The organism is Collinsella sp. AM40-7AC (genome assembly GCF_003468125.1).
In the GTDB taxonomy this organism is placed as follows: domain Bacteria; phylum Actinomycetota; class Coriobacteriia; order Coriobacteriales; family Coriobacteriaceae; genus Collinsella; species Collinsella aerofaciens_O.
Genome location: NZ_QSGK01000009.1, coordinates 33,237 through 54,570 on the forward strand (window position 1 = coordinate 33,237; position 21,334 = coordinate 54,570).

General features: G+C 59.1%; 20 protein-coding genes. 10 read left to right on the plus strand and 10 right to left on the minus strand.

Annotated elements, in window-relative coordinates; all coding sequences use genetic code 11:
- Positions 1–121: 121 nt before the first annotated feature.
- Positions 122–367 (minus strand): glutaredoxin, encoded by a 246-nt coding sequence (locus tag DW892_RS08075; RefSeq protein WP_117766826.1) that lies wholly within the window; start codon positions 365–367, stop codon positions 122–124.
- A 51-nt stretch (positions 368–418) separates the two neighbouring features.
- Positions 419–1,246 (minus strand): TipAS antibiotic-recognition domain-containing protein, encoded by an 828-nt coding sequence (locus DW892_RS08080; protein ID WP_117766828.1) that lies wholly within the window; start codon positions 1,244–1,246, stop codon positions 419–421.
- A 140-nt stretch (positions 1,247–1,386) separates the two neighbouring features.
- On the opposite strand from DW892_RS08080, the gene DW892_RS08085 reads away from it, so the two are divergent.
- From DW892_RS08085 to DW892_RS08100, 3 genes are all read left to right on the plus strand, one after another.
- Positions 1,387–2,124: a tRNA (N6-threonylcarbamoyladenosine(37)-N6)-methyltransferase TrmO gene (locus DW892_RS08085; protein ID WP_233546888.1), complete on the plus strand. Its 738-nt coding sequence runs from the start codon at positions 1,387–1,389 to the stop codon at positions 2,122–2,124.
- Positions 2,125–2,478: 354 nt separating this feature from the next.
- Positions 2,479–3,348: an ABC transporter substrate-binding protein gene (locus tag DW892_RS08095; RefSeq protein ID WP_117766832.1), complete on the plus strand. Its 870-nt coding sequence runs from the start codon at positions 2,479–2,481 to the stop codon at positions 3,346–3,348.
- Positions 3,345–5,537, plus strand: coding sequence for an ATP-binding protein (locus tag DW892_RS08100; protein ID WP_117766834.1), 2,193 nt, complete (start codon positions 3,345–3,347; stop codon positions 5,535–5,537). The genes DW892_RS08095 and DW892_RS08100 overlap by 4 nt, the downstream gene beginning before the upstream one ends.
- A gap of 69 nt (positions 5,538–5,606) precedes the next feature.
- Here the strand turns inward: DW892_RS08100 and DW892_RS08105 are convergent, their stop codons facing one another.
- Both DW892_RS08105 and DW892_RS08110 read right to left on the minus strand, forming a co-directional pair.
- Positions 5,607–6,086, minus strand: coding sequence for a pyridoxamine 5'-phosphate oxidase family protein (locus tag DW892_RS08105; RefSeq protein ID WP_117766836.1), 480 nt, complete (start codon positions 6,084–6,086; stop codon positions 5,607–5,609).
- Positions 6,087–6,128: 42 nt separating this feature from the next.
- The gene (locus DW892_RS08110) at positions 6,129–8,933 is read right to left on the minus strand and encodes a transporter substrate-binding domain-containing protein (protein WP_158567046.1); all 2,805 of its coding nucleotides are present in this window, start codon (positions 8,931–8,933) and stop codon (positions 6,129–6,131) included.
- A gap of 239 nt (positions 8,934–9,172) precedes the next feature.
- Between DW892_RS08110 and DW892_RS08115 the strand changes: the two genes are divergently transcribed.
- From DW892_RS08115 to DW892_RS08125, 3 genes are all read left to right on the plus strand, one after another.
- A complete protein-coding gene (locus tag DW892_RS08115; RefSeq protein ID WP_117862347.1) occupies positions 9,173–9,598 on the plus strand; it encodes a potassium channel family protein in 426 nt (141 codons plus the stop codon).
- 37 nt (positions 9,599–9,635) lie between these two features.
- A complete protein-coding gene (locus DW892_RS08120; RefSeq protein ID WP_117766842.1) occupies positions 9,636–10,169 on the plus strand; it encodes a TIGR00730 family Rossman fold protein in 534 nt (177 codons plus the stop codon).
- A gap of 126 nt (positions 10,170–10,295) precedes the next feature.
- Entirely contained in the window at positions 10,296–11,597 is a 1,302-nt protein-coding gene (locus DW892_RS08125; protein WP_117766844.1) for a chloride channel protein, read from the plus strand.
- An 88-nt stretch (positions 11,598–11,685) separates the two neighbouring features.
- Here the strand turns inward: DW892_RS08125 and DW892_RS08130 are convergent, their stop codons facing one another.
- Genes DW892_RS08130 through DW892_RS08140 form a run of 3 tightly spaced genes read right to left on the minus strand, consistent with a single transcriptional unit; the run spans position 11,686 to position 13,666 of the window.
- Positions 11,686–12,384: an ABC-2 transporter permease gene (locus DW892_RS08130; protein ID WP_117766846.1), complete on the minus strand. Its 699-nt coding sequence runs from the start codon at positions 12,382–12,384 to the stop codon at positions 11,686–11,688.
- On the minus strand, positions 12,381–13,262 hold the full coding sequence (locus DW892_RS08135) for an ABC transporter ATP-binding protein (RefSeq protein ID WP_117766848.1): 882 nt from the start codon (positions 13,260–13,262) through the stop codon (positions 12,381–12,383). The genes DW892_RS08130 and DW892_RS08135 overlap by 4 nt, the downstream gene beginning before the upstream one ends.
- A 23-nt stretch (positions 13,263–13,285) precedes the next feature.
- Positions 13,286–13,666 carry a GntR family transcriptional regulator gene (locus DW892_RS08140; RefSeq protein WP_117766851.1) on the minus strand — a complete coding sequence of 127 codons (381 nt, stop codon included), beginning with the start codon at positions 13,664–13,666 and terminating at the stop codon, positions 13,286–13,288.
- A gap of 215 nt (positions 13,667–13,881) precedes the next feature.
- Between DW892_RS08140 and DW892_RS08145 the strand changes: the two genes are divergently transcribed.
- The 3 genes from DW892_RS08145 to DW892_RS08155 all read left to right on the plus strand — a co-directional run bounded on the left by DW892_RS08145 (position 13,882) and on the right by DW892_RS08155 (position 17,064).
- Positions 13,882–15,495 carry a peptide chain release factor 3 gene (locus tag DW892_RS08145; RefSeq protein WP_117766853.1) on the plus strand — a complete coding sequence of 538 codons (1,614 nt, stop codon included), beginning with the start codon at positions 13,882–13,884 and terminating at the stop codon, positions 15,493–15,495.
- Between the two features lie 156 nt (positions 15,496–15,651).
- Positions 15,652–16,374: a VUT family protein gene (locus tag DW892_RS08150; protein WP_226812554.1), complete on the plus strand. Its 723-nt coding sequence runs from the start codon at positions 15,652–15,654 to the stop codon at positions 16,372–16,374.
- Positions 16,375–16,383: 9 nt separating this feature from the next.
- Complete coding sequence (locus DW892_RS08155; protein ID WP_117766855.1) at positions 16,384–17,064, plus strand: SDR family NAD(P)-dependent oxidoreductase; 681 nt, start codon at positions 16,384–16,386, stop codon at positions 17,062–17,064.
- Positions 17,065–17,115: 51 nt separating this feature from the next.
- On the opposite strand, the gene DW892_RS08160 is transcribed toward DW892_RS08155, so the two are convergent.
- Together DW892_RS08160 and DW892_RS08165 are read right to left on the minus strand one after the other, a co-directional pair.
- Positions 17,116–17,841 (minus strand): uracil-DNA glycosylase, encoded by a 726-nt coding sequence (locus DW892_RS08160; protein ID WP_117766857.1) that lies wholly within the window; start codon positions 17,839–17,841, stop codon positions 17,116–17,118.
- An 88-nt stretch (positions 17,842–17,929) separates the two neighbouring features.
- Entirely contained in the window at positions 17,930–18,832 is a 903-nt protein-coding gene (locus DW892_RS08165) for a DMT family transporter (protein WP_117766859.1), read from the minus strand.
- A gap of 158 nt (positions 18,833–18,990) precedes the next feature.
- On the opposite strand from DW892_RS08165, the gene DW892_RS08170 reads away from it, so the two are divergent.
- On the plus strand, positions 18,991–19,857 hold the full coding sequence (locus tag DW892_RS08170) for a LysR family transcriptional regulator (RefSeq protein ID WP_117766861.1): 867 nt from the start codon (positions 18,991–18,993) through the stop codon (positions 19,855–19,857).
- A gap of 27 nt (positions 19,858–19,884) precedes the next feature.
- Here DW892_RS08170 and DW892_RS08175 read toward each other — a convergent pair whose 3' ends face one another.
- Positions 19,885–21,267: an MATE family efflux transporter gene (locus tag DW892_RS08175; protein WP_117766863.1), complete on the minus strand. Its 1,383-nt coding sequence runs from the start codon at positions 21,265–21,267 to the stop codon at positions 19,885–19,887.
- Positions 21,268–21,334: the final 67 nt, after the last annotated feature.

Sequence of the window (21,334 nt, forward strand, 5' to 3'; positions counted from 1 at the left end):
CCCATGCAAAAAGCTGTACGCCAGCATCCAAAGATGTCGAAAAATGTCGACTTTGGATGCTGGTGTACATGTTTGGGTCGTATGGGCTTGGACGTCGGGGCGAGCCGACTGCAATTGCGTACTAGAGCAGGTTCTTCTGTACCCACGCGATGATGTCGCCCGATTCGTAGAGTGGTTTGCCGTCGATGAACAGGCAGGGAACCTGGCGTTTTCCGCCGATGGCGATGAGTGCCTGCTCGGCTTCGGTATCGGTCGAGATGTTGCGCTCGGGGATGGTCACGCCGTTATCGGCCAGGAAACGCTTGACCTTTATGCAATACGGGCAGCCGGTCATAACGTAGAGCGCGAGCTCGTGATAAGTAGCCATAGGTCTCCAATCGGTTGAGGTTTCGATTGAAATACCCAAAGCCGCCGCGGTCTATGCGCGAATCAACGACGACTCGATGGCCTGAACCAAAAACGCCGTGGCCCCGGTGCCGCAGGGCTTGTCGTAGTAGTCAACAAAGCGCTGGTCGGCAAGGTAGCCGTGTGCGAGCCCCAGGTATGCTTCGTCTTGAGGCTTACGCCCCCAGTTGAGGCTAATCCAACGACGATGCATCGCAACAATTTTTTGGGCCTCGATGCTCTTTGGGTCGCCGTCGTCCATGGCAATCGAGAGCTGGCCCAAAATCGCGCGCTCGAGTTCTTTCATGTCGTTCCAGGTTTCGGGGTCCATGTCCAGCAACGCCTCGTTTGCCGCATCGATTGCCCTGTCGCCGTAGCGCGCCCGGGCCTCGGCGCCGTAGCGCTCCTCGTTTTCCTGCACGGTGCGCCAACGCTCCAGTTGCGGCAACACGGCACCCATGAGCGAGACGGCTTCGTCGAGCGACATGCCGGTGCTTTGTGCCAGCCGCGGGGCACAATCCTCGATCATTGCTTCCATGGTGGTGTCGTAGGTGTACTTGCCGCGGTCGTAGCACCACTTGCAGTAATGGTCGGTCGTGGCACCCGTCGCATCGGTGCCGCAGTCGTCGGGTGTGAGCACCATGCCGCAGCTCTGGCAATAGTGCTCGGGCATTTCGAGCAGGTGGGACAGCGGTTCTCCGGTTACGGCGGCAATGAGCTTCATCATGTCGATGCCCGGGGTGACTTCGCCGCGCTCCCAGCGGCTGACGGCTTGGCGCGTGACATAGAGCTTGGCGGCAAGCTGCTCTTGGGTAAGGTTGTTGGCGCGACGGACGGCGATGAGTTTTTCTGCAAAGGCCATAACGGCTCCTTTCTGCTGCTTGTTGGCTTAAGCATACGCGGCGGCCGACGCCCTTCCAAGCAACCGTTGGTTGCAAAAGGGGCGGTCGCGGTGAGGGATTACGCGCATCGCGCATGCCCTCATGCCGTACAATGACCGGCATGGAACCTATTGCACACATACATACCGACCTGCCGCAAAAGTTCGGCATCCCGCGCAACAGCTTTTTGGCGCCCCATCTTGAGGGACGCATCGTCTTTGAGCCGGAATTTGCCTCCAGCGCGGCAGTTGAGGGTCTGGACTCCTTCTCTCACCTGTGGCTGCTCTGGCGCTTTGAAAACGGAACACCCGGCGGCGCGGCCGAAGACATCGCCGCCGATGCCAAGACACAGGATAGGTCCGGCACCAACGCCAAGTGGTCGAAGACCGTGCGTCCGCCGCGCTTGGGTGGAGCCGAGCGCGTGGGCGTATTTGCCACGCGCAGCCCGTTTCGACCTAATCCCATTGGGCTTACCTGCGTCAAACTCGATCATGTCGGGCTTACCGACGATGGCCCCATCATCCATGTGCTAGGGGCCGATCTGCGTGACGGCACGCCCATCTACGACATTAAGCCCTACATTCCGTTTGCGGACTGCCACTCGGATGCGACCGGCGGCTGGATTGAGGATGCGCCGTGGCAAGAGCTCGACGTTGACTTCCCGCAAGCGCTGCAGGAGATGGTCCCGCCCACGAAGCTCCCCGGGTTGGTCGAGGTCCTTCGCCAAGATCCGCGCCGCGCGGGTAGCAAGCACGAGCCAAACCGCATTTACCACTTGGCTTACGCTGGGCTCGACATATCCTTTACGGTTGACGGAACCAGGCTGACGGTAACCGCCGTCGACGACGCGCAGGACTAACCGGCCATTTGTCCGCATTCCCATAGTGGTGCCGCGAGCATGGCTGCGATATTCAGTGGCTGCTCGACGAGGGGGCGCGTGTGGGCGTGGGCTATCAGGACGGCCGTCCGTTCCACGGGCCCTGCCACATTCGCGTGAATCTGGCGCTGCCGCTTTCGCGTGTAAGGGAGGCGTGCGACCGCCTGGACCGCTACGTTTTTAATGCACGGTAAGTGAGCGCTGCATGCGGGGCCGTCTGCCAGATTGGCTGGAAGGCCCCGTATGGTAAAGCATCTGTAACCATTGAGCGCAAGCGCGGTTTTGTCTGCTAATATCTTTGCTCTTGAGTCTGTAAACAGGAACGTCTGGAGCTCGATGAAAAGACCTCGTCGCTCGGCCGCCATATCGTTGTTTGTTGCGCTTGCAGTGGTGAGTGCCTTTGTCGTGGCGATAGCTGGCTGTTCCGGGTCGAATGACGGGGCCGCGGCGTCTGCATCAGAAGGCGCGGCCGCCTCGCAGGTCAAAGACGACAACCTTAAGACGCTCAACGTCGGCAGCGACCTCTATCCGCCGTTTGTGTATAGCGACGAGTACGGCAATATCGTTGGCCTGGATGTCGAGATTTTGACCGAGGCTTTGGTCCGCATTGGTTACAAGCCAAAATACCAGCTGATCGACTGGGAAAAGAAGAAAGAACTGCTGGCGAGCGGCGAGCTCGACTGCGTCATGGGCAGCTTTAGTATGACGGGTCGCGAAAACGAATATCGCTGGGCCGGCCCGTACCTTGCGAGCCGCCAGGTGGTCGCGGTCGATCCCGAGAGCGATATCTACACGCTTGCCGATCTTGAGGGTAAGGTCGTGGCGGTCCAGTCCACCACCAAGCCCGAGTCGATTCTGCTCAATCGTACCAGTGAAAACGTTCCGCAGATCAAGGAGCTCTACAGCTTTTCGGACCGCTCGTACCTGAACCCGGCGCTCGTCGAGGGCCTGGTCGATGCCATCGCCGCGCATGAGTCCTCGCTGCTCACCTACGAAAAAGACTATGGTGTGACGTATCGCATTCTGTCTGAGCCGCTGCTGGAGGTTGGGTTGGGCACCGCTTTCGATCTCAACGACACACGCGGCATTGACGTTAAGCTCACCCATGCCTATCAAGAAATGCTTGCCGATGGCACCATGGAACGCCTGGTGTCAAAGTACTATGATGACCCTACGCCGTTTTTGAATGTGGAGGGCCTGTCATGATTGATGCGTCCGACCACACCGCTCAGGAGCGGGGCGATCGTTCGGCACGGGAATGGCTCATCGTCGTCCTGTTGGGGATAGCGCTCTCGATTGTTGCCGGCATGACGAGCTACGCCTACACGACAGCTCAGGCCGAACAGCGCTTTGCCGACGTTGTCGATTACGTGGCGACACAGAGCCTTTCCTACGATGCGTTCAACAGCGCCTATGCGACCAAAAACCTGATTCGCGTTATGGAGATCGCCGGAGAGGCGGCGCGCGATATGGAGCGCGACGGCTCGGTGGATAACGCTACGTTGGAGCAATATGCTGACCAGTTTAATGTGACAGCGCTGATCGTAACGGATGCATCGGGCAACTTGGTGTCCGAGTCCTCGAAGGATGACGTGGGCTACGAGTCGCTCGCTGCGAATCTCAAAGAGGCGCCTGTGCTGGAGGTGGCAGCCCATCCGCTTAAGTCCTATACCGCTCGCATTACGCTTGCGGACGATTCGGTCGCAGACATTGGCTGCGTGGCCCGGCGGGACGGTGAGGGCATCGTTGTCGCGGTGAGGCACCAGAGCGCCAAGGCGGTCGCGAGCAATACGCTCAAGTTGCAGAGCTTGCTCGATGGTTATGAGACCATCGATAGCGGCAATATCGTGATCGAAAACGACGGTAAGGTCGTTGCGACCAACGCTGTTGAGCCCGCCGTGTCAGGCGTGTTCGATTTGCCTGCGACGGATGCCATCGTTGTCAACGGCATTAAGGAGCGTTGCCTGGCTGGTAAGGTCAGATTGGTTAACGACAGCGGTGAGTGGTATCTGGGCACATTTGGTAAAGCGCGCGATTTTTACGTGTACACCTATGCTCCCGCGCAGCGTTACTTTGAGGTTGTTGCCGCTGTTGTTGCCAGTGTGTTGGCACTCTACGGCGGTGTTATAGCCACTGTTGTGTTGGTGCGCCGCCGCGCCGAGAGCCAACGCTTTGCCGACCTGTTGCTGCAGGAGCGCGACTATGGCGACAAACTGGCAAAAGCGGCGCGCGAAGCTTCGTCTGCCAACTCTGCAAAGACGGAGTTCCTGCGTCGCATGAGTCACGACCTGCGCACGCCCATCAACGGCATTCGCGGTATGGTCGAGGTGGGCAATGCCAACGCGGACGACTTGCAAAAGCAGACTGAGTGCCGCTCAAAGATCTGGACGGCGTCGGGACTGTTGCTCGACCTTGCGAACGAGGCACTCGATATGAGCCGCTTGGAGAGCGGGCAGGTCGACCTGAATCTCGTGCCTACAGATATGGTGGCCCTCAACCGTGAGGTGTGCGATATTCTGGAGCGCCAAGCCGAGGAGCGCCTGGTGACAATTATCTGCGACCAACGGACTCTTGATCATCCCTATGCCCGGGTGAGCGTGACGCACCTCAAGCGTCTGTTGCTCAATATTGCCGGTAATGCCGTCAAGTACAACCGCCAGGGCGGCTATGTTCGCCTGACATACCGCGAGGTGGAGCCGGTGGACGGTGCCCCCGTCTATGAATACACGATCGCCGATAACGGCATTGGCATGAGCGAGGAGTTTCAACAGCACCTCTACGAGCCGTTCAGCCGCGAGGAACAACAGGTGGAAGGCGCTTCATCGGGAACTGGCCTGGGCGCGTCTATTGCCAAACAGTTGGTCGAGCTTATGGGCGGAACCATGAGCTTTACGAGCGCCTTGGGGCGGGGGACGACGTTTACCATTTGCCTGCCGTTTGAGAAGTGCAAGAGTTCCGAGATTCCCCAGGCAGTTCGCGTGGATGCAGGCGACAGCGACGTGCTCCAGGGCCTGCGTGTTTTGCTCGTAGAGGATAACGACCTGAATGCCGAGATCGCACAGTTTACGCTCGACCGCGCCGGTGCCGTCGTGACACATGTCAAAGATGGCGAGTCTGCCGTCGAGACGTTTGCCGCGAGTGCGCCGCACGAGTACGACGTGGTATTGATGGACATCATGATGCCCGGCATCGATGGCCTTGAGGCCACGCGTCAGATTCGAGCGCTCGATCGCGAGGACGCCGCGACCACGCCGATTATCGCCGTGAGCGCCAATGCCTTTGCCGACGACCGTAGGCTTTCGCGCGAGGCGGGCATGAACGCGCATCTGAGCAAACCCGTGAGTTCTCAGGATCTCGTTGAGGCGCTTGCGCACATAGCCGCCGACGCTTCATAAACAAATGGCTCGGTTCCAATACTGGTTGGAACCGAGCCATTTTGCTATTTGCAGGACCTATTTTTGGGCTTACTTTTCATGGATCTGCTTGCCGCAAAGATGCTCAATCGAAATCTCGTAGAGTTGGACGCCCTTGATGTCTTTGGCGATTTCCTCCTCGACTTCTTCGGCAGAAGGGTAGTACTTAAGCGCTAACTGGCGGACTTTGTCCTCGATAAACGAAGGCGTCTCGTTTACCAGGCGGCAACGGCCAAAGACCACGGTGCTCATAACGTAGGGAGCCCAGTCGTCGTCCTTGTACCACTCGTTGCCGTACACGGTAAAGCAGACTTTATCGTCACGCTTGAGCGAATCGACCTTGTGGCCAGCCTTGGCGCCATGGAAATAAATCTTGTCGTGCTTGGGGTCAAAGAAGTAGTTGACGGGAATGGCGTATGGGTAGCCATCATCGCCGTTAACGGCAAAGACGCCGCGCTTGCAGGTGGCCAGCAGCTCGCGCGCCTCCTCGTCGGTGATGGCACGTTTCTTTCGGCGTAAGGGTCTAAACATCGTCGGCTTCCTTTCTAACTGTGCATGGTGGGTGGGCACAAACTATAGCGAAACAGTTCCGTTTTTCTTGATGCGGGCGAGGATGTTTTTGAGCTTGTTAAAGTCGAGCGGTTTGGGCAGATGGGCGTTCATGCCGGCATCGTGTGCCGCCTTGGCGTCCTCGGCAAAGGCATTGGCGGTGAGCGCGATGATGGGGATGTCGGCTGCATCGGCCTTCTCGCTCAGACGAATCGCGCGAGTTGCCTCGTAGCCATCCATACCCGGCATCATGATGTCCATCAGGATCGCATCGAAGCTGCCGGCGGGACGACTAGTGTATAGTTCGACCGCTTCTTTGCCGTCGGCGGCGCGAGTTACGACGATGCCTTCGCTTTCGAGCAGGGCCTGGGCAATTTCGGCATTGAGCTCGTTGTCTTCGGCCAAAAGAACGTTCATGCCGGCAAGCGAGCAGCTGATCGCCTGCTCGTCCGCACCTTCTCTTGCCTGAGGGTTCTTGTCGATATCGAGCGGAATCTGGACGTTGAACGTACTTCCCACGCCGACCTCGCTCGAAATCTCAATCGTGCCGCCCATCATGTCTATGAGCGATTTGACGATCGGCATGCCCATGCCAGTTCCCTGAAATTTACTGCGGGCATCGTTGCCCTCTTGGGCAAACGGTTCGTAGATGTGCTTAAGAAACTCGGGCGACATGCCGATGCCGGTGTCCGAGACGCTAAAGCAAAAGAGCACCTGGCTATCATCGATCGGTTTAATCTGCGATGCAAAAGCGACAGTCCCGCCATCTTTGTTGTACTTGATGCTGTTGTCGAGCAGGTTGATGATAATCTGACGTACATGAGTGGGGCTTCCCATTACATGTGGATTGCAGAGGGGATGTGCTCTTTGATCCTGCATCGTAATATTGCGATCGGAAGCGCGGAGCTTGCACAGAACAATTGCATCGTTGCAGAGATCTTCGAGGTTAAATGAGACATGCTCAAGCGTTAGCTTACCATTTTCAATCCTGCCCATTTCTAGAATGTCGTTGATGAGTGAGAGCAGATGGTTGGCGGCGATTCGCGCCTTAGCTCGGTTTTTACGGGCGGCATCGACATCGTCTTCGTGCAATTCTTCAATTTCGATGAGCCCCAGAATGCCGTTGAGCGGCGTGCGGATGTCATGGCTCATGCGGGCGAGAAAGGCCGTTGTGGCCGCATTGGCGGCGAGTGCCTTGTTTTGCTCTACTCTGGCTCGCTGCAGGGCCCAGGTTAGAACCGCTACCCCAGTCAACAGTACACCGACGATGATGACGACAATCGAGCTACGATGACGATATATAAACCTGAACGCGTCTGATTCCTGTGCGCTATACGACGTAGAGGAATAATTGCTCGCAGAAAGCGATTCTCCGGCGTTGATGATGCCCTTGTTGACGATACTCAATAATTCGGGATTTCCGCGTCGCATAAGGCAAGAAAGTTCGGCCGTGCGTGAGAGTTCCTGTATCTCGTAGTCTCTGATATCGTAGCTATCTCGGATGGTTTCCAGCCGTGCGTTGGGAACAACGATGCAGCTTGATCTTCCGTCCTTAAGGGCAGAAAGCATGTCGTCTGCAGACGGATACTCGGTTACATTTGCATTTGGAAACATAGTTTTTAATTCGCTGCGGTTGACGATGGAAAACCCTGTGCAACAGATATTGCGGAGATCCTTGTTGAGATCGCTGGTGGCGTGGATGGCGGTAAGAGAGATCGTTCCCATCGAAATCGATTGAACGGTTCCCATTTGCTCGGCAAGCCAGTAGTCGCGAAATGCCGGTAGGGCGATGTCGATATTTCCCTTTGAGAGCGCTTCCGTCATTTGCTGGTTGCTTGAAAAAGCGAGCGTGTGTACGGTAATGCCAAATTTGTCGTGGAGCGTCGTAACGAGTGAGACGAGTGACCCTTCCATTTCTCCGTTTGCATCTTGGTTGCAGAAGGGGAGATTGTTGTTGAGATAACCAAGTGTAAGCGTGTTGTTATTGGCCTTGAGCCACGACCGTTCGGAGTTGGTAAGTGATGCGGATCCGCTATTTTGCGCCGAGTAGTTGGATTTGACTTCGTCGTTGTAGCGCGGGTTGGTGCGGTTGATTGCCGCCATGGCCGAGTTGATGTCGTTCATCAGATCGGGGCGGCTTTTGGGGACGGCAAAATAGTAGTCGCTCGAGCCTACGTAGAACATGGGCGACGCATCGGGCGACGAAATGGTGTCGTTCATGATGACGGCGTCGACCTCGCCGTCTGAAAGTGCCTCAAAGAGGGCGCCGCCGGTGTCGATTTCTTTATAGGTACAGGTGACGCCTTCGTTGGCGAGCCACTGCTGGCCGACGAAGGTTTGCATAACGCCAGAGTTGCAGCCGATGGTGAGGCCTTGGAGTGCCTGGGGGTCACCCTTGGCCAGATCGTCGCGATCGGGCTTGGCGTAGATGTAGTAGCGCTCGGTGCCCTCGGGGTTTGAGGAAAAGAGTAACTTTTGCTCGCGTTCTACTGAATGCGAGATGTTGGGCATGAGGTCGATTTCGCCCTTCTCGAGCATGTCCATGAGCTCGGTGAAGGTGCCGGACACGTATTCGTACTGCCAGCCAGGGGTGTAGTACGAGAGGGTCTGGAGGTACTCGTAGCCCCATCCCGAGAGGCGCTCGCCCGGTGTGCCTTCCTGGAACCCCTCGTTGTTGACAAGCCAGCCGACGCGGACCGTCTTGACCTGCTGGTCGGAGTCGGCGGCAAAGGCCGGGGTGGGCATGACGGCGCTCAGTAGTGTGAGCGCAGCAAGCGCGACGGCTAGGGTGCGATATAGAGCTAAGCGAAGGACGGCGGAAGGTTTCACAGACAATCCTATCGAGTTGAGATAATACCGCATAAGGATACCAGCTCAGCCACCCTAACACCCGGCAGATGGGTAGTCATTGGGGACGTTCTTAAACGACTAGTCGCTGGGGACACTCTTTGCCGGAGTTGGCACTTAGGGACGTTCCCAATCTGTTTGACACAAAAGGAACGTCCCCAAGTGCCGGATGTGCGACAATACCGAGCAACGTGATGGGGCGTCTGGGAAAAGGGGTCGCGATGAACAAGTTGAGGACGCTTGCCGACGTGTTGCGCCAGGCTGGCTTTGCGCGCATCACCGGCCTGTTCCTTATCTTCTACCTGCTGTGCTCGACGGCCGTCTGGCTGTCCGACCCTGCGACCCTTACGTTTGGCGATGGCCTCTGGTTTAGCTTTGAGACCGTATCGACGATCGGCTTTGGCGATATCCCGGCCGAAACGCCGGTTGCCCGCGCTATCACCGTCGTTTTGAGCGTCATCAGCATCTTCTACATCGCCATGCTCACGGGCGTGGCGGTGAACTACTGCAATACGCTCATCAAGATGCGCCAAAAGGACACCATGGCGCGCTTCATGGACGATCTTGAGCACCTGGAAGAGCTCGATCGCGATGAGCTCGCCGACCTGTCGCGCCGCGTGCGCGAATATCGCCGACGCCAACGCTAGGGCGGGCGCCGCGCGTCACGATGAGGGGGACAAAAATATGAATATTACGGTATACCTGGGCGCCAGCGTCGGTAACGACCCGGCGTTTCTGCCTGCGGTGCGGCAGCTCGGCACATGGATTGGCTCCAACGGCCACGCGCTGGTATACGGCGGGTCCAAGTCGGGACTGATGGGCGCGCTCGCCGATAGCGTGCTCGATGCCGGTGGGCACGTGACCGGCGTGGAGCCAAGCTTTTTTATCGAGGCCGAGTTTCAGCACGATGGTATCGATGACCTGATCGTGACGGGCGACATGGCCGAGCGTAAGGCCAAGATGATCGAGCTCGGCGATGCGTTCGTCGCCTTTCCGGGCGGCACGGGCACACTCGAGGAGATCGCCGAGGTCATGTCGGCTGTATCGTTGGGGCATCTGAGCACGCCGTGCATTCTGTACAACCTGAACGGTTACTACAACGACCTCAAGGCGCTGCTCGAGCACATGATTGATAAGGGGCTTTCGAGCCCGAGGCGCCAGCAAGGCATTTACTTTGCCGAGGACCTGCACGAGATCGCATCGATTATCGGCAGCTAAGCCGTAGGCCTATCGCACGTGCGGCGCCCAACGGTGCCGTTTGAGGCGTAGATGGCTGGCCCGTCCGCGCTGTGCCCGTCCTACAATAAAACGTATCTTTGTCGATTTAGACCACGGGAGGTCCCGATGGACAACCTTGCAAAACCCAAAAACCGTGCGCTGTTTTTAGTTAGCGTAGCCGTGACCGGTGCGTTTGCAGGCGCCGCGGTCTGGCTGTTTTTCTTTGCGATGGAGCACGGTATCGACTATCTATGGACCGAGATCCCGCATATGCTGGGCGTCGCTTCGCCCGAGCTCGCGAGCGGTCCGTTCGGTTTTTTGCCGTATCCGTTTTTCGTCTGCCTGCTGGGCGGCCTGCTGATCGGTCTGTACGAAAAGCTTACGGGCACCAAGACCGATGACCTCAACCAAGTGATGGTCAAGGTAAAGCGCGACGGCCGCTACCCGTACGACAACTTGGGCAAGCTTTCGCTTGCGGCATTGCTGCCACTGCTATTTGGCGGAAGCATTGGACCGGAGGCCGGCCTGACCGGCGTCATTGCGGGTCTGTGCAGCTGGGTCGGCGACCGCATGCGTCGCTTTGGCGCCGAGTTTAGGCAGCTCACGCTGCTGGGTACCCAAGCTGCCCTGACGGCGCTCTTCACCGCGCCCGTGTTTGGCTTTGTGGCGCCGCTCGCCGGTAGCGCCGACGGCCAGGGCGCTAATGACGATGAGTCCGCGTCCGATGAGATCACGATCAAGCTTCCCAAGGCGCAAAAGACCGTGGTCTACGGCATTGCGATTGCCGGCGGTCTGGGTACCTACCTGCTGCTCGGCCAGCTTATGGGCGGCGGCATGGGCATGCCCAGGTTCGAGTCCGCTCAGGTGGGCAACCTGGAACTTGTCTGGCTCATTCCGCTGGCGTTGGTCGGCACCGTATGCGGCTGGCTGTACTTTGTCTCTGAGCATGCAAGCGAGGCACTGTCCCATGCCATAGGGGAGCGCCCTGTCGTCAAGGCCATGCTGGCCGGTTTGGCGCTCGCCATCTGCGGTACGGTTCTGCCCTACACCATGTTTGCCGGCGAGACACAGGCCGATGTGCTCATGGAGACCTATATGGCCATTCCCGCCGGCGTGCTTATCGCGACCGGTCTTGTCAAGGCCATGTTGACGCCTGCCCTCATCAACCTGGGCTGGCGCGGCGGTCACTTCTTCCCGGTTATCTTTTCGGGCGTGAGCCTGGGCTACGGCTTCGCCATCCTTACCGGCGCCAATCCGGTCTTTTGCGTCGCCGTCTGCACGGCATCGACGATGGGTGCGGTCATGCGTCAGCCGGTCATGGTCGTGGGCCTGCTGCTCATGTGTTTCCCGCTCAAGGGTATCGTCTGCATGATTATCGCCGCCGTCATTGCGGCAGGCATTCCGCTGCCCAAGCTGCTACGCAAGTAGCACGGTGGCGCACGCCGGGGACATGCCGTTTGCCACGGATTTGCGGGGAGGGGGCGATCACTCCCTTCGTGGATCGAGACTCGCATGCTTACAAATCGCGTACTCGATAAACCTTGGTGCTGACGGCGCAGCTCAGTGCACATAGCACGAGGGCCAGCGCGGCAATTCCTGCGCACAGACAGCCGAGGACGGCAGGATCGGGGTTCGCCCCGGCAATCGACATAAGCCAGTTGCTGATGGGGTTGGAGGAGCTCAGTGCGGCCATGGCAAGGCATCCGAGCAGGGCAAACAGGCCGACGGAAAGGCGCAGCGCCTCCATGTGTCCAAAGCGAAAGAACAGCGGCTGCGCCAGAAATACCATCATGAGTGAGATGAGCATCGAGGCTGCTGAGGCGATTGCGATCTCAAAGACCGTCTGTCCCGCCGAAGGAATGCCCACGCTGCTGAAGAGCGGGATGGCGATGATACTCAAAAGCGTAGCTGCACATGCCATGACGGCGGAGAAGGCAATAACGCTCAGGTAGCGTGCGCAGATGATCTCTTTGCGCGAGAAGGGCAGCGTCGCCCGATAACGCTCCCAGCCATTTTGATTGTCGAAGCCGGCCAGCGAACTCATGACCGTGATGGGCGACATGGCGCTGACCGCGCAGGCGCCGGCGCTCATACCGGAATCGCCATCCGATGCGTTGGCGAGGGTCAACACGACGAAGATGAACAGGCCGACGCCCGCAATGCTCGGGATGAGCGTGCGAACGATGGCGAGCTCGGACATAAAGGCGCGTTTCATTTCGAAGCCCCTTTCAGCATGAGGCGCAGATAGTCATCAATGGTTGCCCGATCGCAGGGAATCTCGGGAAAGGCCTCGAGCGTATCGCGACGGTTGGGCACGAGCACGTCCACGCTGTAGGCGTGGTGGGCGGCGCGGGCGCCTTCGACGCAAGCCGTAAGCTCGGCGGCCTGTGCTTGGGTACAGTGGGCGATGCCGGCGCGGTCGGTAATGTCCTCGCGCGGCAGGTCAAACACAATCGAGCCGTTATCGATACAGATGACGCGGTCGGCGGCACGATCGAGGTCGGACGTAATGTGGCTCGAGAGCAGCACGCTGCGCTGGCCGTCGGCGACAAAGGCAAGCAGCTCATCAAGCAGTTCCTCGCGTGCCATGGGATCGAGGCCCGCGGTGGCTTCGTCCAAAACGAGCAGCTTGGCATTGTGGCTGAGCGCACAGGCAAGCTGCAGTTTCATGCCCATGCCGCGGGAGAGGTCCTTGACCTTTGTCCTGGGATCGAGGCCAAATCGGTTGATGAATCCGGCGAACGTTTTGCGGTCCCACGTGGGGTACGCAGGGCCTACGAGCGCCTCGATTTGGCCCACCTTGAGCGTGGAGGGGAAGGGGCACGTGTCCAGGACAAGACCGACGCGGGAGCGCAGGTGGCGTTGCGATTCATCGGGCGCCTCGGCGCCACAGCGCTGCCCAAACAGGCGCACCTCGCCGGCATCGAGTTTGATAAGCCCGAGCGCGGCTCGAATCGTCGTTGTTTTGCCAGCACCGTTGGCACCAACAAAGCCAACGATCTGGCCAGGCTCCACGGCAAGCGTGACGTCGCGCAGCGAAAAGCGATCGCTCACATGGCGCGACGCACCTTTGATTTCTAGCAAATATTGCATGGTATAGCCTTTCTTGCAGATGGCTACTGCATGGTTTCGGGGGCCACCAGGTCGAGCATTTCGTGCAGTTTGTCGCGCGTGACGCCCAGGGTTTCGGCTTGGCTCGCCGCTTTCGCAAGCAGCTCTTCGATATGGCAGAGCTGGTTTTCGCGCAAGAGCTTCTGGTTGCCCTCGGCGACAAAGCAGCCCTTGCCCTGCACGGTGCAGATAAACCCGAGTTGCTCCATGTCGGCGTAGGCGCGCTTGGTGGTGATGACGCTCACACCCAGGTCGCTCGCGAGTGCACGGATGCTGGGGAGTTTGGCTCCCGCAGCGAGTGTGCCCGAAAGGATCTGAGCTTTGACCTGCGAGGATATCTGCTCGTAGATGGGCTTGTCGCTCGAATTGGATAGGATAATGTCCACAGCGGCTCCTTAGCTGTTGTGCTACACGTGTATATAACCGGTAAGCACAGTATATATACACTATGCACAGTTACGCAAGAGACAAATTCGGATTGGGCCGGCTACCCAGGCCCCAACTGATGAATTTGTCCTGATAGGTGCCCTATGGCGGGATTTCGCGGCTACAATGGTGCGGTTACAACGACGTAATGCACTCAATGCAAGAAAGGATCCGCATGGCAAGCCTGTCGGATGAAATCTCGTCGCGCCGCACATTCGCGATCATCAGCCACCCGGACGCCGGTAAGACCACGCTTACCGAGAAGCTGCTGCTCTATACCGGCAGCATCCAGACTGCCGGCTCGGTCAAGGGCAAGAGCTCGGCCAAGCATGCCGTTTCGGACTGGATGGACATCGAGAAAGAGCGCGGTATTTCCGTTACCTCCTCGGTGCTGCAGTTCACCTACAACGGCGCCTGCGTCAACATCCTCGATACCCCCGGCCACCAGGACTTCTCGGAGGATACCTACCGTACCCTTATGGCTGCCGACGCCGCGGTCATGGTCATCGACGGCGCCAAGGGCGTCGAGGCCCAGACCAAGAAGCTCTTTAAGGTCTGCACACTGCGTCACATTCCCATCTTCACCTTTGTGAACAAGCTCGACCACGAGGCCCGCGACCCCTTTGAGCTCATGGAAGAGATCGAGAATGTTCTGGGGATCAATACGTATCCCATGAACTGGCCGATCGGCAGCGGGCGCAACTTCCGCGGCGTGTTCGATCGTCAGACCCGTCGCGTCATTGCCTTTGAGGGCGACGGCCACGCCAACGCCACCAAGAAGGTCGCCGAGGTCGAGGCCGAGCTGGGCGATCCGGCCATGGACGAGCTTATTGGCGAGGAGAACCACAAGAACCTGATGGACGACATCGAGCTGCTCGATGGCGCCGGTGACGAGCTCGACCTGGATGCCGTGGCCTGCGGCAAGCTGAGCCCGGCGTTCTTTGGCTCGGCACTCACCAACTTTGGTGTGGAGCCCTTCCTTAAAGAGTTCCTGCGTCTGGCCCCGACGCCGCGCGCCTATACCGATACACTCACCAGCGAGCCGGTCGCGCCCGCCGAGAACGACTTTAGCGGCTTCGTGTTTAAGATCCAGGCCAACATGGACAAGAACCACCGCGACCGCATTGCCTTTGTGCGCATTTGCTCGGGCAAGTTCGAGCGCGGCATGGATGCCTTCCATGTGCAGGGTAACCGCAAGCTCAAGCTGGCGACGGGCACCTCGATGATGGCCGACGACCGCGCCATCGTGGACGAGGCGTACGCGGGCGATATCGTGGGCCTGTTCGACCCGGGCATCTTTAGCATCGGCGACACCGTGTGCTCCGGCAAGCGCCACGTGCAGTATCCGCAGATCCCGACGTTTGCCCCCGAGATGTTCGCCCGCATCACGCAGGTCGACACGCTCAAGCGCAAGCAGTTCGTAAAGGGCATGGAGGAACTTGCCCAGGAGGGTGCCATCCAGATCTTCCGTGAGCTGGGTGCCGGCATGGAGAGCGTCATCGTGGGCGTGGTCGGCGTGCTGCAGTTTGAGGTACTCGAGCGCCGTCTTAAGGCCGAGTACCGTGTTGAGGTCCGTCGCCAACCGCTGCCCTATACGGACATCCGCTGGATCCAGAACGACCCCGATACCATCGATATCCCGGCCCTTTCGCTCACGCGCGACACCCTGCGCGTCGAGGACATGCGCGGCGGCAAGCTGCTGCTGTTCACGAGCCCGTGGAACGTGGACTGGGCAACCGACCACAACCCCGACCTTATCCTGTCGGAGTTTGGCAACGTAGCGTTTTAGCGCATCGGCGCGGTGGACCTGCGGGGCTGCCGCGCCGGTTGCTTGCCTGATGCCGTGTGAGCGGCTATCATACCCACCGTCGTCTCAAGACCGGGGCGTCCGAGCAGTTCGGGTCCGATATCCTGCTCGTTAAACCTAAAACCAAAGGAGTACACAATGATCAAGAAGGTCATGGAGGACTATAAGGTCCTGTTGCGGAGCATTCCCGCGGCAACGGTTTCGCTGTTTTTCGTGAGCGTCATCATGATGAACCTGCTGGCCAACAAAGAGCTCATCAGCCTGCCGTATCTGGCACTCGATTGCGGCTTTGTGGTGAGCTGGGTTTCGTTTTTGTGCCAGGACATGATCTGCAAGCGCTTTGGCGCCAAGGCATCCATCAAAATCTCTATCCTCGCGCTGCTGGTCAACCTGGCTGTGAGCCTGTGCTTTTGGGCATGCTCGCTCACGCCCGGCATGTGGGGCGCCTACTACGACACGGGTATGATCGAGGTCAACACCGCCCTTAACGCCACCATCGGCGGCACCTGGTACGTGGTGCTGGGCTCTTCGCTGGCAATGCTCGTTTCTGCCGTGGTTAACTCCACGCTCAACCAGTCGCTCGGCCGTATGCTCAAAAAGAATAACTTTGCGAGCTTCGCCTTCCGCTCCTATGTGTCCACGGGTGTTGGCCAGTTTATCGACAACCTGGTCTTTGCCATTGTGGTGAGCCATACGTTCTTTGGTTGGACCTGGGTGCAGGTCCTTATGTGCTCGCTGACCGGCGCTGTTGCCGAGCTGCTGTGCGAGGTCTTCCTGAGCCCCGTGGGCTACAAGGTCGTGCGTGGCTGGGAGCGCGAGAATGTGGGCGCCGAGTACCTCGAGCGTCACGCAACCGCCTAAGGAGCAAGTATGCGGGTTTTGATCACGGGCGCTTCGGGCGGTATCGGAGCCGCGTGCGTGCAGCGCTTTTTGGACGAGGGCCACGAAGTCGTGGGCTTTGATCTGCTGCCGGCGGCGATCGAACACGAGCGCTACCGCCATCTGATCGTTGATGTCCGCGAGCCGGACTCGTTTCCAGTTAACCTTGAACCCCAGGTAATCGTAAACGTCGCCGGTACGCAGGATTCGGCCGACGACATTGCCGCCAACCTGTGCGGCACCATCAACGTGACCGAGCGCTACGCCTTTGTGGGGGAGGGGCTTGCCGCCAAGCCGGCGCCGGCCATTACATCCGTGGTCAATGTGGGGTCGGCGAGCGGGCATACGGGATCGGAGTTTCCCGCCTATGCCGCCAGCAAGGGCGGCGTTATCGCCTACACCAAGAACCTTGCAAACCGCCTGGCGCCGCAGGCCATCGCCAACAGCGTGGACCCGGGCGGCGTTATCACGCCGCTCAACCGTTGCGTGATGGAAGACGAACACCTGTGGAACCAGATTATGGAGCTCACGCCGCTTAAACGCTGGGCCACCGCCCAAGAGATCGCCGAGTGGATCTACTTTGTGGGCGTGACCAACCGGTTTATGACCGGGCAGAGCCTGCTGATCGATGGCGGCGAGGCCGGCCGCACCCAGTTTATCTGGCCCGAGTAACAAAACGCGCCCGATGGCAAGCCGTCGGGCGCGTTTTTGATGTATCGATTTTTAGCCGAGGCAAGTCCAGTTGACGGGGGTCGAGCCGTGCTGCTCGAGTAGCTGATTGGCTGCCGAGAAGGGACGCGACCCCATAAAGGCGGGGAGTTCTGCCGTGGCGCGGTTGGCCGAAAGCGGCGAGGGGTGCGTGGAGGCCAGGCAGAACTTGTCGGTTGCCTTGCCCGCGCCAGTTGCGACGAGCTTACCTTCGACCATCTGCTGGGCAAAGCGGCCCCATGCCAAAAAGACTACCGGTTGGGGTAGCTGACAGCAGCGTTCGATAATATAGTCGGTGAGCGTGCTCCAGCCCAGCTTGGCGTGCGAATTGGCGGCATGCTCGCGCACGGTGAGCGTAGTGTTGAGGAGCAGGACGCCCTGTTGTGCCCATGGGGTCAGGTCTCCCGTGGCGGGGATGGGGCAGCCCAGATCGGCGCTGAGTTCCTTATAGATGTTGCGCAGGCTCGGCGGCAGTTTGGTTTGCGTCGCGGGGACCGAGAACGAAAGCCCCATGGCCTGGTTGGGTCCGTGATAGGGGTCTTGACCCAAGATGACAACTTTGGCTTGGTCTGCCGGCGTGTAGGCGAGGGCATTGAGGATGTCGTCTTGTGCCGGGTAGATAGTCTGCTCGGCACGTAAAAGGGCGATGCGCTCGAGCAGCTGGTTCGTCGTGTCACGTACCGGCTGCGGCGCATCGCCCAACCAAGTTGCTATGTTGCGGTCGCGGGTTGCGGTGTCCATGGGGCTCCTTTATGGCAGATGCTCTGTTGGCATCTATTGTAAAGGCGCACCGGTTGCCTTTATGCCACGGCTGTATGAAGAGTGGGGTCTACGAGACGCGCTCGGGCGCTCCTGCCATGCGAGCGTGTTCATGTGCGCGAAGACGAGGAAGCTCGACGGTTGCCACCATGACACCGGTGAGGATGAGGGCGGCGCCAAAGAAGGCGATGGGGCTCAGGACCTCGCCGACCAGGAAGAACGAGAAGACGGCGGAGCAGACCGGCTCGAGCGAGAAGGCAAAGCCGGTGGTCTCGGCGGGCACGTGGGGCTGCGCGAGCGTTTGGGTGATAAAGCCGTAGGCAGAGCAGATGAGCGCGAGTGCGACGACGACCACGACCTCGCCCGGCGTGCCGGGAAGCGTGAAACCGCCAAAGGCAAATGCGGCGATGCCCGAGAACAGGCCGCCAAAGCCCAGCTGCCAAACGCCCAGAGCCAGCGGGTCGACATCTTCGACAAAGCGCTTCGCCACAATGATATGGCCGGCATAGACAAAAGCGGAGAGCAGCATGATGATCGCGCCGGGATTCAGGCTGGTAAAGTCGGCACCCGAGAGCAGCAGCATACCGCAGGTGACGATGGCGGTGCCGATGAGTACCTTGCGCTCGGGGGCGCGACGCAGCAGGGCGGCGTTGGCAAACGGCACGATCACGACCGTCAGGCTCTGCAAAAAGCCGGCGGTGGAGGCGGAGGTAAGGCTGGAGCCCAAGCACATGCAGGTGAGCTCGGTTGCCATGATGGCGCCGATGATGGCGGCGCGAACCATCAGGTCGCGGTTGATGCGGAAAGCGCGCTTGTGGAAGAGCAACAGGCAGGCCGCAAAGGCGATGATGCAGCGCAGCGCAACGATGCTCGTGGCGTTCATGCTGTCCATGCCGATCTTCATGAGGGGATACGAAAAGCCCCATGCGACGGGAACGGAAAACGAGAGCGCGATTGCTTTTTTGCGATCCATGGGACTCCTTTTGTTACAGAACGGTTTCGCAAAAAGGATTCTGCTCCCAGATTTAGATGTAGTAAAGCGAATGTATCTTCAGTATGATTAAGTAATACTAATGTAGGCGGGAAAAGCGCTGGCAAAACGTTTTACGGCTACGTCGATGTGGAGGTACGATGGCATCGCGGTATCAGATTGTTTGTATGGTGGTCGATCGCGGCAGTCTTAAGGGTGCAGCCGATGAGCTGGGCTATACGCAAAGCGCGGTGAGCCAGGCCGTCAAAGCGCTCGAGCGCGAGCTGGGTACCACGCTTATCGAGCGCGGCAAGCAGGGCGTTTCGCTTACGCGCGACGGCAAGCAGTACCTGCCGTATCTGCGCCAGATTGTAACTGCCGAGGCCGAGCTTGAGGGCAAGCGCCAGGAATTGCTGGGACTCTCCTCGACTGATATTCGTATCGCAACGTTTACCAACGTGAGCCGCACCGTGTTGCCGCGCGTGATCCGCGACTTTGGTGCCCTGCATCCGGGTGTACGCTTTACGCTCAAACAGGGCGATTACACGCGCAATGCCCAGTGGGTGCACGATGGCGTGGTTGATTTTTGCTTTACGGCACGCGGATTTACTGCTGGGCTCGAGAAGCGCGTGGTCTATCACGATGAGTTGGTAGCACTGTTGCCGGCCGCGCATCCGCTGACGGCAAAGGAAAAGGTGACGCTCGCCGACCTGGCGTCCGAGCCGTTTGTGCTGCTGGATGAGGGCGAACAGAGCCTGGTGCTCGATGCATTCGCGGCGCATGGGCTGTCGCCGCACGTGACGAGCGAGGTGACCGACGACTACACCATCATGGCGATGGTGGAGGAGGGCCTAGGCGTGAGTATGCTGTATCGCCGTACCGTCGAGGGCATGAGGGCCGATATTCGCGTGCGTCCCATCGTGCACGCTCCCTCGCGTGACGTAGTGGCAGCCTGGCGCAGCTGGGACACCATGCCTATCGCCACGAGGCACTTTATCGACTATATGAGCTCACATATTGTCAATTAATGACTGGCATGGCGTTGAGTGCGGTGTTTAGCGGGCTGTCGCTTTGGCTTGGGCGGCGCGATAGGTGCGTGCCGGGTGGCAGAGTAGTACCGCCACGACCATAAAGAACGCCGTGGTGCCCAGGCTGATGGGGTAGACCATCATGATGTTCGCAAAGGTGCGGAAGTTCGGGAACACGCAGAACACCCAATAGAAGCGGATGCCGCAGACGCAGATCATGGTGATGAGGGCGGGCATGAGCGAGATGCCAAAGCCGCGCAGGTAACCGGACATGTTTTCGTAGAACATGCTAAAGGCGTATGCCGGGAAGATCGAGCACACGCGGATATAGCCGATCGAGACGATGTTGGGATCGCTGTTAAAGAGCGCCAGGATCTCGCGCCCCAGACCGACGATGATGACGATGGTGGTGAGCGCAACGATACCGCCTTCGACCAGGCAGACCTTGAGCGTTTTGGTGCAGCGGTCGATCTGGCGGGCACCGTGGTTTTGTCCCACAAAGGTGGTGCAGGCCTGGCTAAAGCTGTTGAGCAGGTTGTAGCACACGTACTCCAAGCTCATGGCAGCGCTCGATGCCGCCATGACCTCGGTGCCCAGGCTGTTGATGGCGGACTGGATGATGATGTTGGCGACGGCAAAGACAGCGCTTTGGATGCCGGCGGGCAGGCCTATTCTGACGATGCGCTTGAGGGCTACGGGGTCGATGGCCAGGTCGCGCGGGGTGACACGGACGACAGAGTCGGTCTTGAGCAGGCGGATAAAGAGCGTAGCGGCGCTGACGGTGTAGGCGATGGCGGTGGCGATAGCGACGCCCGCGACGCCCCAGTGGAGTACGGGGACAAAGATGAGGTCCAGGCCAATGTTGAGGACGGTGGACACGGCAAGCGCCTGCAACGGCATGCGGGTGATGCCGACGGAGCGGAAGATTGCGGCCTCAAAGTTGTAGAGCAAGATCGAGGGCATGCTGAGCAAAAAGACGCGCAGGTAGAGCGATGCGAGCGGCATGGTTTCGTCAGGGACGTTGAGCGCGGCGAGCATGGGCTCGGCAAAGATCTCGCCCAGCGCGATGACGACAAAGCCCACGAGTGCCATAAGAATCGAGGTATGGACGGCGCGCTTGACCATGTTCTGATCGTTGCGGCCGATAGCGTTGGCGATGACCACGTTGGAGCCAAGCGACATGCCAATAAAAAGGTTGAGCATAAGACTGGTAAGCGGAACATTGGAGCCGACCGCCGCCATGGCGAGGGTTCCCTGGTCGCCCGAGAAGTTACCGATGATGACCGTGGCGATGAGGTTCGACAGCTGCTCCAAGATGCTCGTGGCGGCCACGGGGAAGGCGAACAGGGGAATATTGCGCCATAGCGAGCCGGTGGTCATGTCAATGTGCTTAGATGCGGTGTCTGCCATACGCTCTCAATCTCTAATATGCTCTTTCGTGCTTATTTGCGCAGACGATGATACTCCTAATCGACTA

Bases quoted from the DNA above. Each gene is read 5' to 3' on its own strand.
- DW892_RS08130 (WP_117766846.1), bottom strand. From the start codon at position 12,384: ATGAAACGCGCCTTTATGTCCGAGCTCGCCATCGTTCGCACGCTCATC.
- DW892_RS08150 (WP_226812554.1), top strand. From the start codon at position 15,652: ATGATCAAGAAGGTCATGGAGGACTATAAGGTCCTGTTGCGGAGCATT.
- DW892_RS08095 (WP_117766832.1), top strand. From the start codon at position 2,479: ATGAAAAGACCTCGTCGCTCGGCCGCCATATCGTTGTTTGTTGCGCTT.
- DW892_RS08135 (WP_117766848.1), bottom strand. From the start codon at position 13,262: ATGCAATATTTGCTAGAAATCAAAGGTGCGTCGCGCCATGTGAGCGAT.
- DW892_RS08160 (WP_117766857.1), bottom strand. From the start codon at position 17,841: ATGGACACCGCAACCCGCGACCGCAACATAGCAACTTGGTTGGGCGAT.
- DW892_RS08115 (WP_117862347.1), top strand. From the start codon at position 9,173: ATGAACAAGTTGAGGACGCTTGCCGACGTGTTGCGCCAGGCTGGCTTT.
- DW892_RS08120 (WP_117766842.1), top strand. From the start codon at position 9,636: ATGAATATTACGGTATACCTGGGCGCCAGCGTCGGTAACGACCCGGCG.
- DW892_RS08170 (WP_117766861.1), top strand. From the start codon at position 18,991: ATGGCATCGCGGTATCAGATTGTTTGTATGGTGGTCGATCGCGGCAGT.
- DW892_RS08175 (WP_117766863.1), bottom strand. From the start codon at position 21,267: ATGGCAGACACCGCATCTAAGCACATTGACATGACCACCGGCTCGCTA.
- DW892_RS08145 (WP_117766853.1), top strand. From the start codon at position 13,882: ATGGCAAGCCTGTCGGATGAAATCTCGTCGCGCCGCACATTCGCGATC.
- DW892_RS08155 (WP_117766855.1), top strand. From the start codon at position 16,384: ATGCGGGTTTTGATCACGGGCGCTTCGGGCGGTATCGGAGCCGCGTGC.
- DW892_RS08075 (WP_117766826.1), bottom strand. From the start codon at position 367: ATGGCTACTTATCACGAGCTCGCGCTCTACGTTATGACCGGCTGCCCG.
- DW892_RS08105 (WP_117766836.1), bottom strand. From the start codon at position 6,086: ATGTTTAGACCCTTACGCCGAAAGAAACGTGCCATCACCGACGAGGAG.
- DW892_RS08100 (WP_117766834.1), top strand. From the start codon at position 3,345: ATGATTGATGCGTCCGACCACACCGCTCAGGAGCGGGGCGATCGTTCG.
- DW892_RS08085 (WP_233546888.1), top strand. From the start codon at position 1,387: ATGGAACCTATTGCACACATACATACCGACCTGCCGCAAAAGTTCGGC.
- DW892_RS08080 (WP_117766828.1), bottom strand. From the start codon at position 1,246: ATGGCCTTTGCAGAAAAACTCATCGCCGTCCGTCGCGCCAACAACCTT.
- DW892_RS08125 (WP_117766844.1), top strand. From the start codon at position 10,296: ATGGACAACCTTGCAAAACCCAAAAACCGTGCGCTGTTTTTAGTTAGC.
- DW892_RS08165 (WP_117766859.1), bottom strand. From the start codon at position 18,832: ATGGATCGCAAAAAAGCAATCGCGCTCTCGTTTTCCGTTCCCGTCGCA.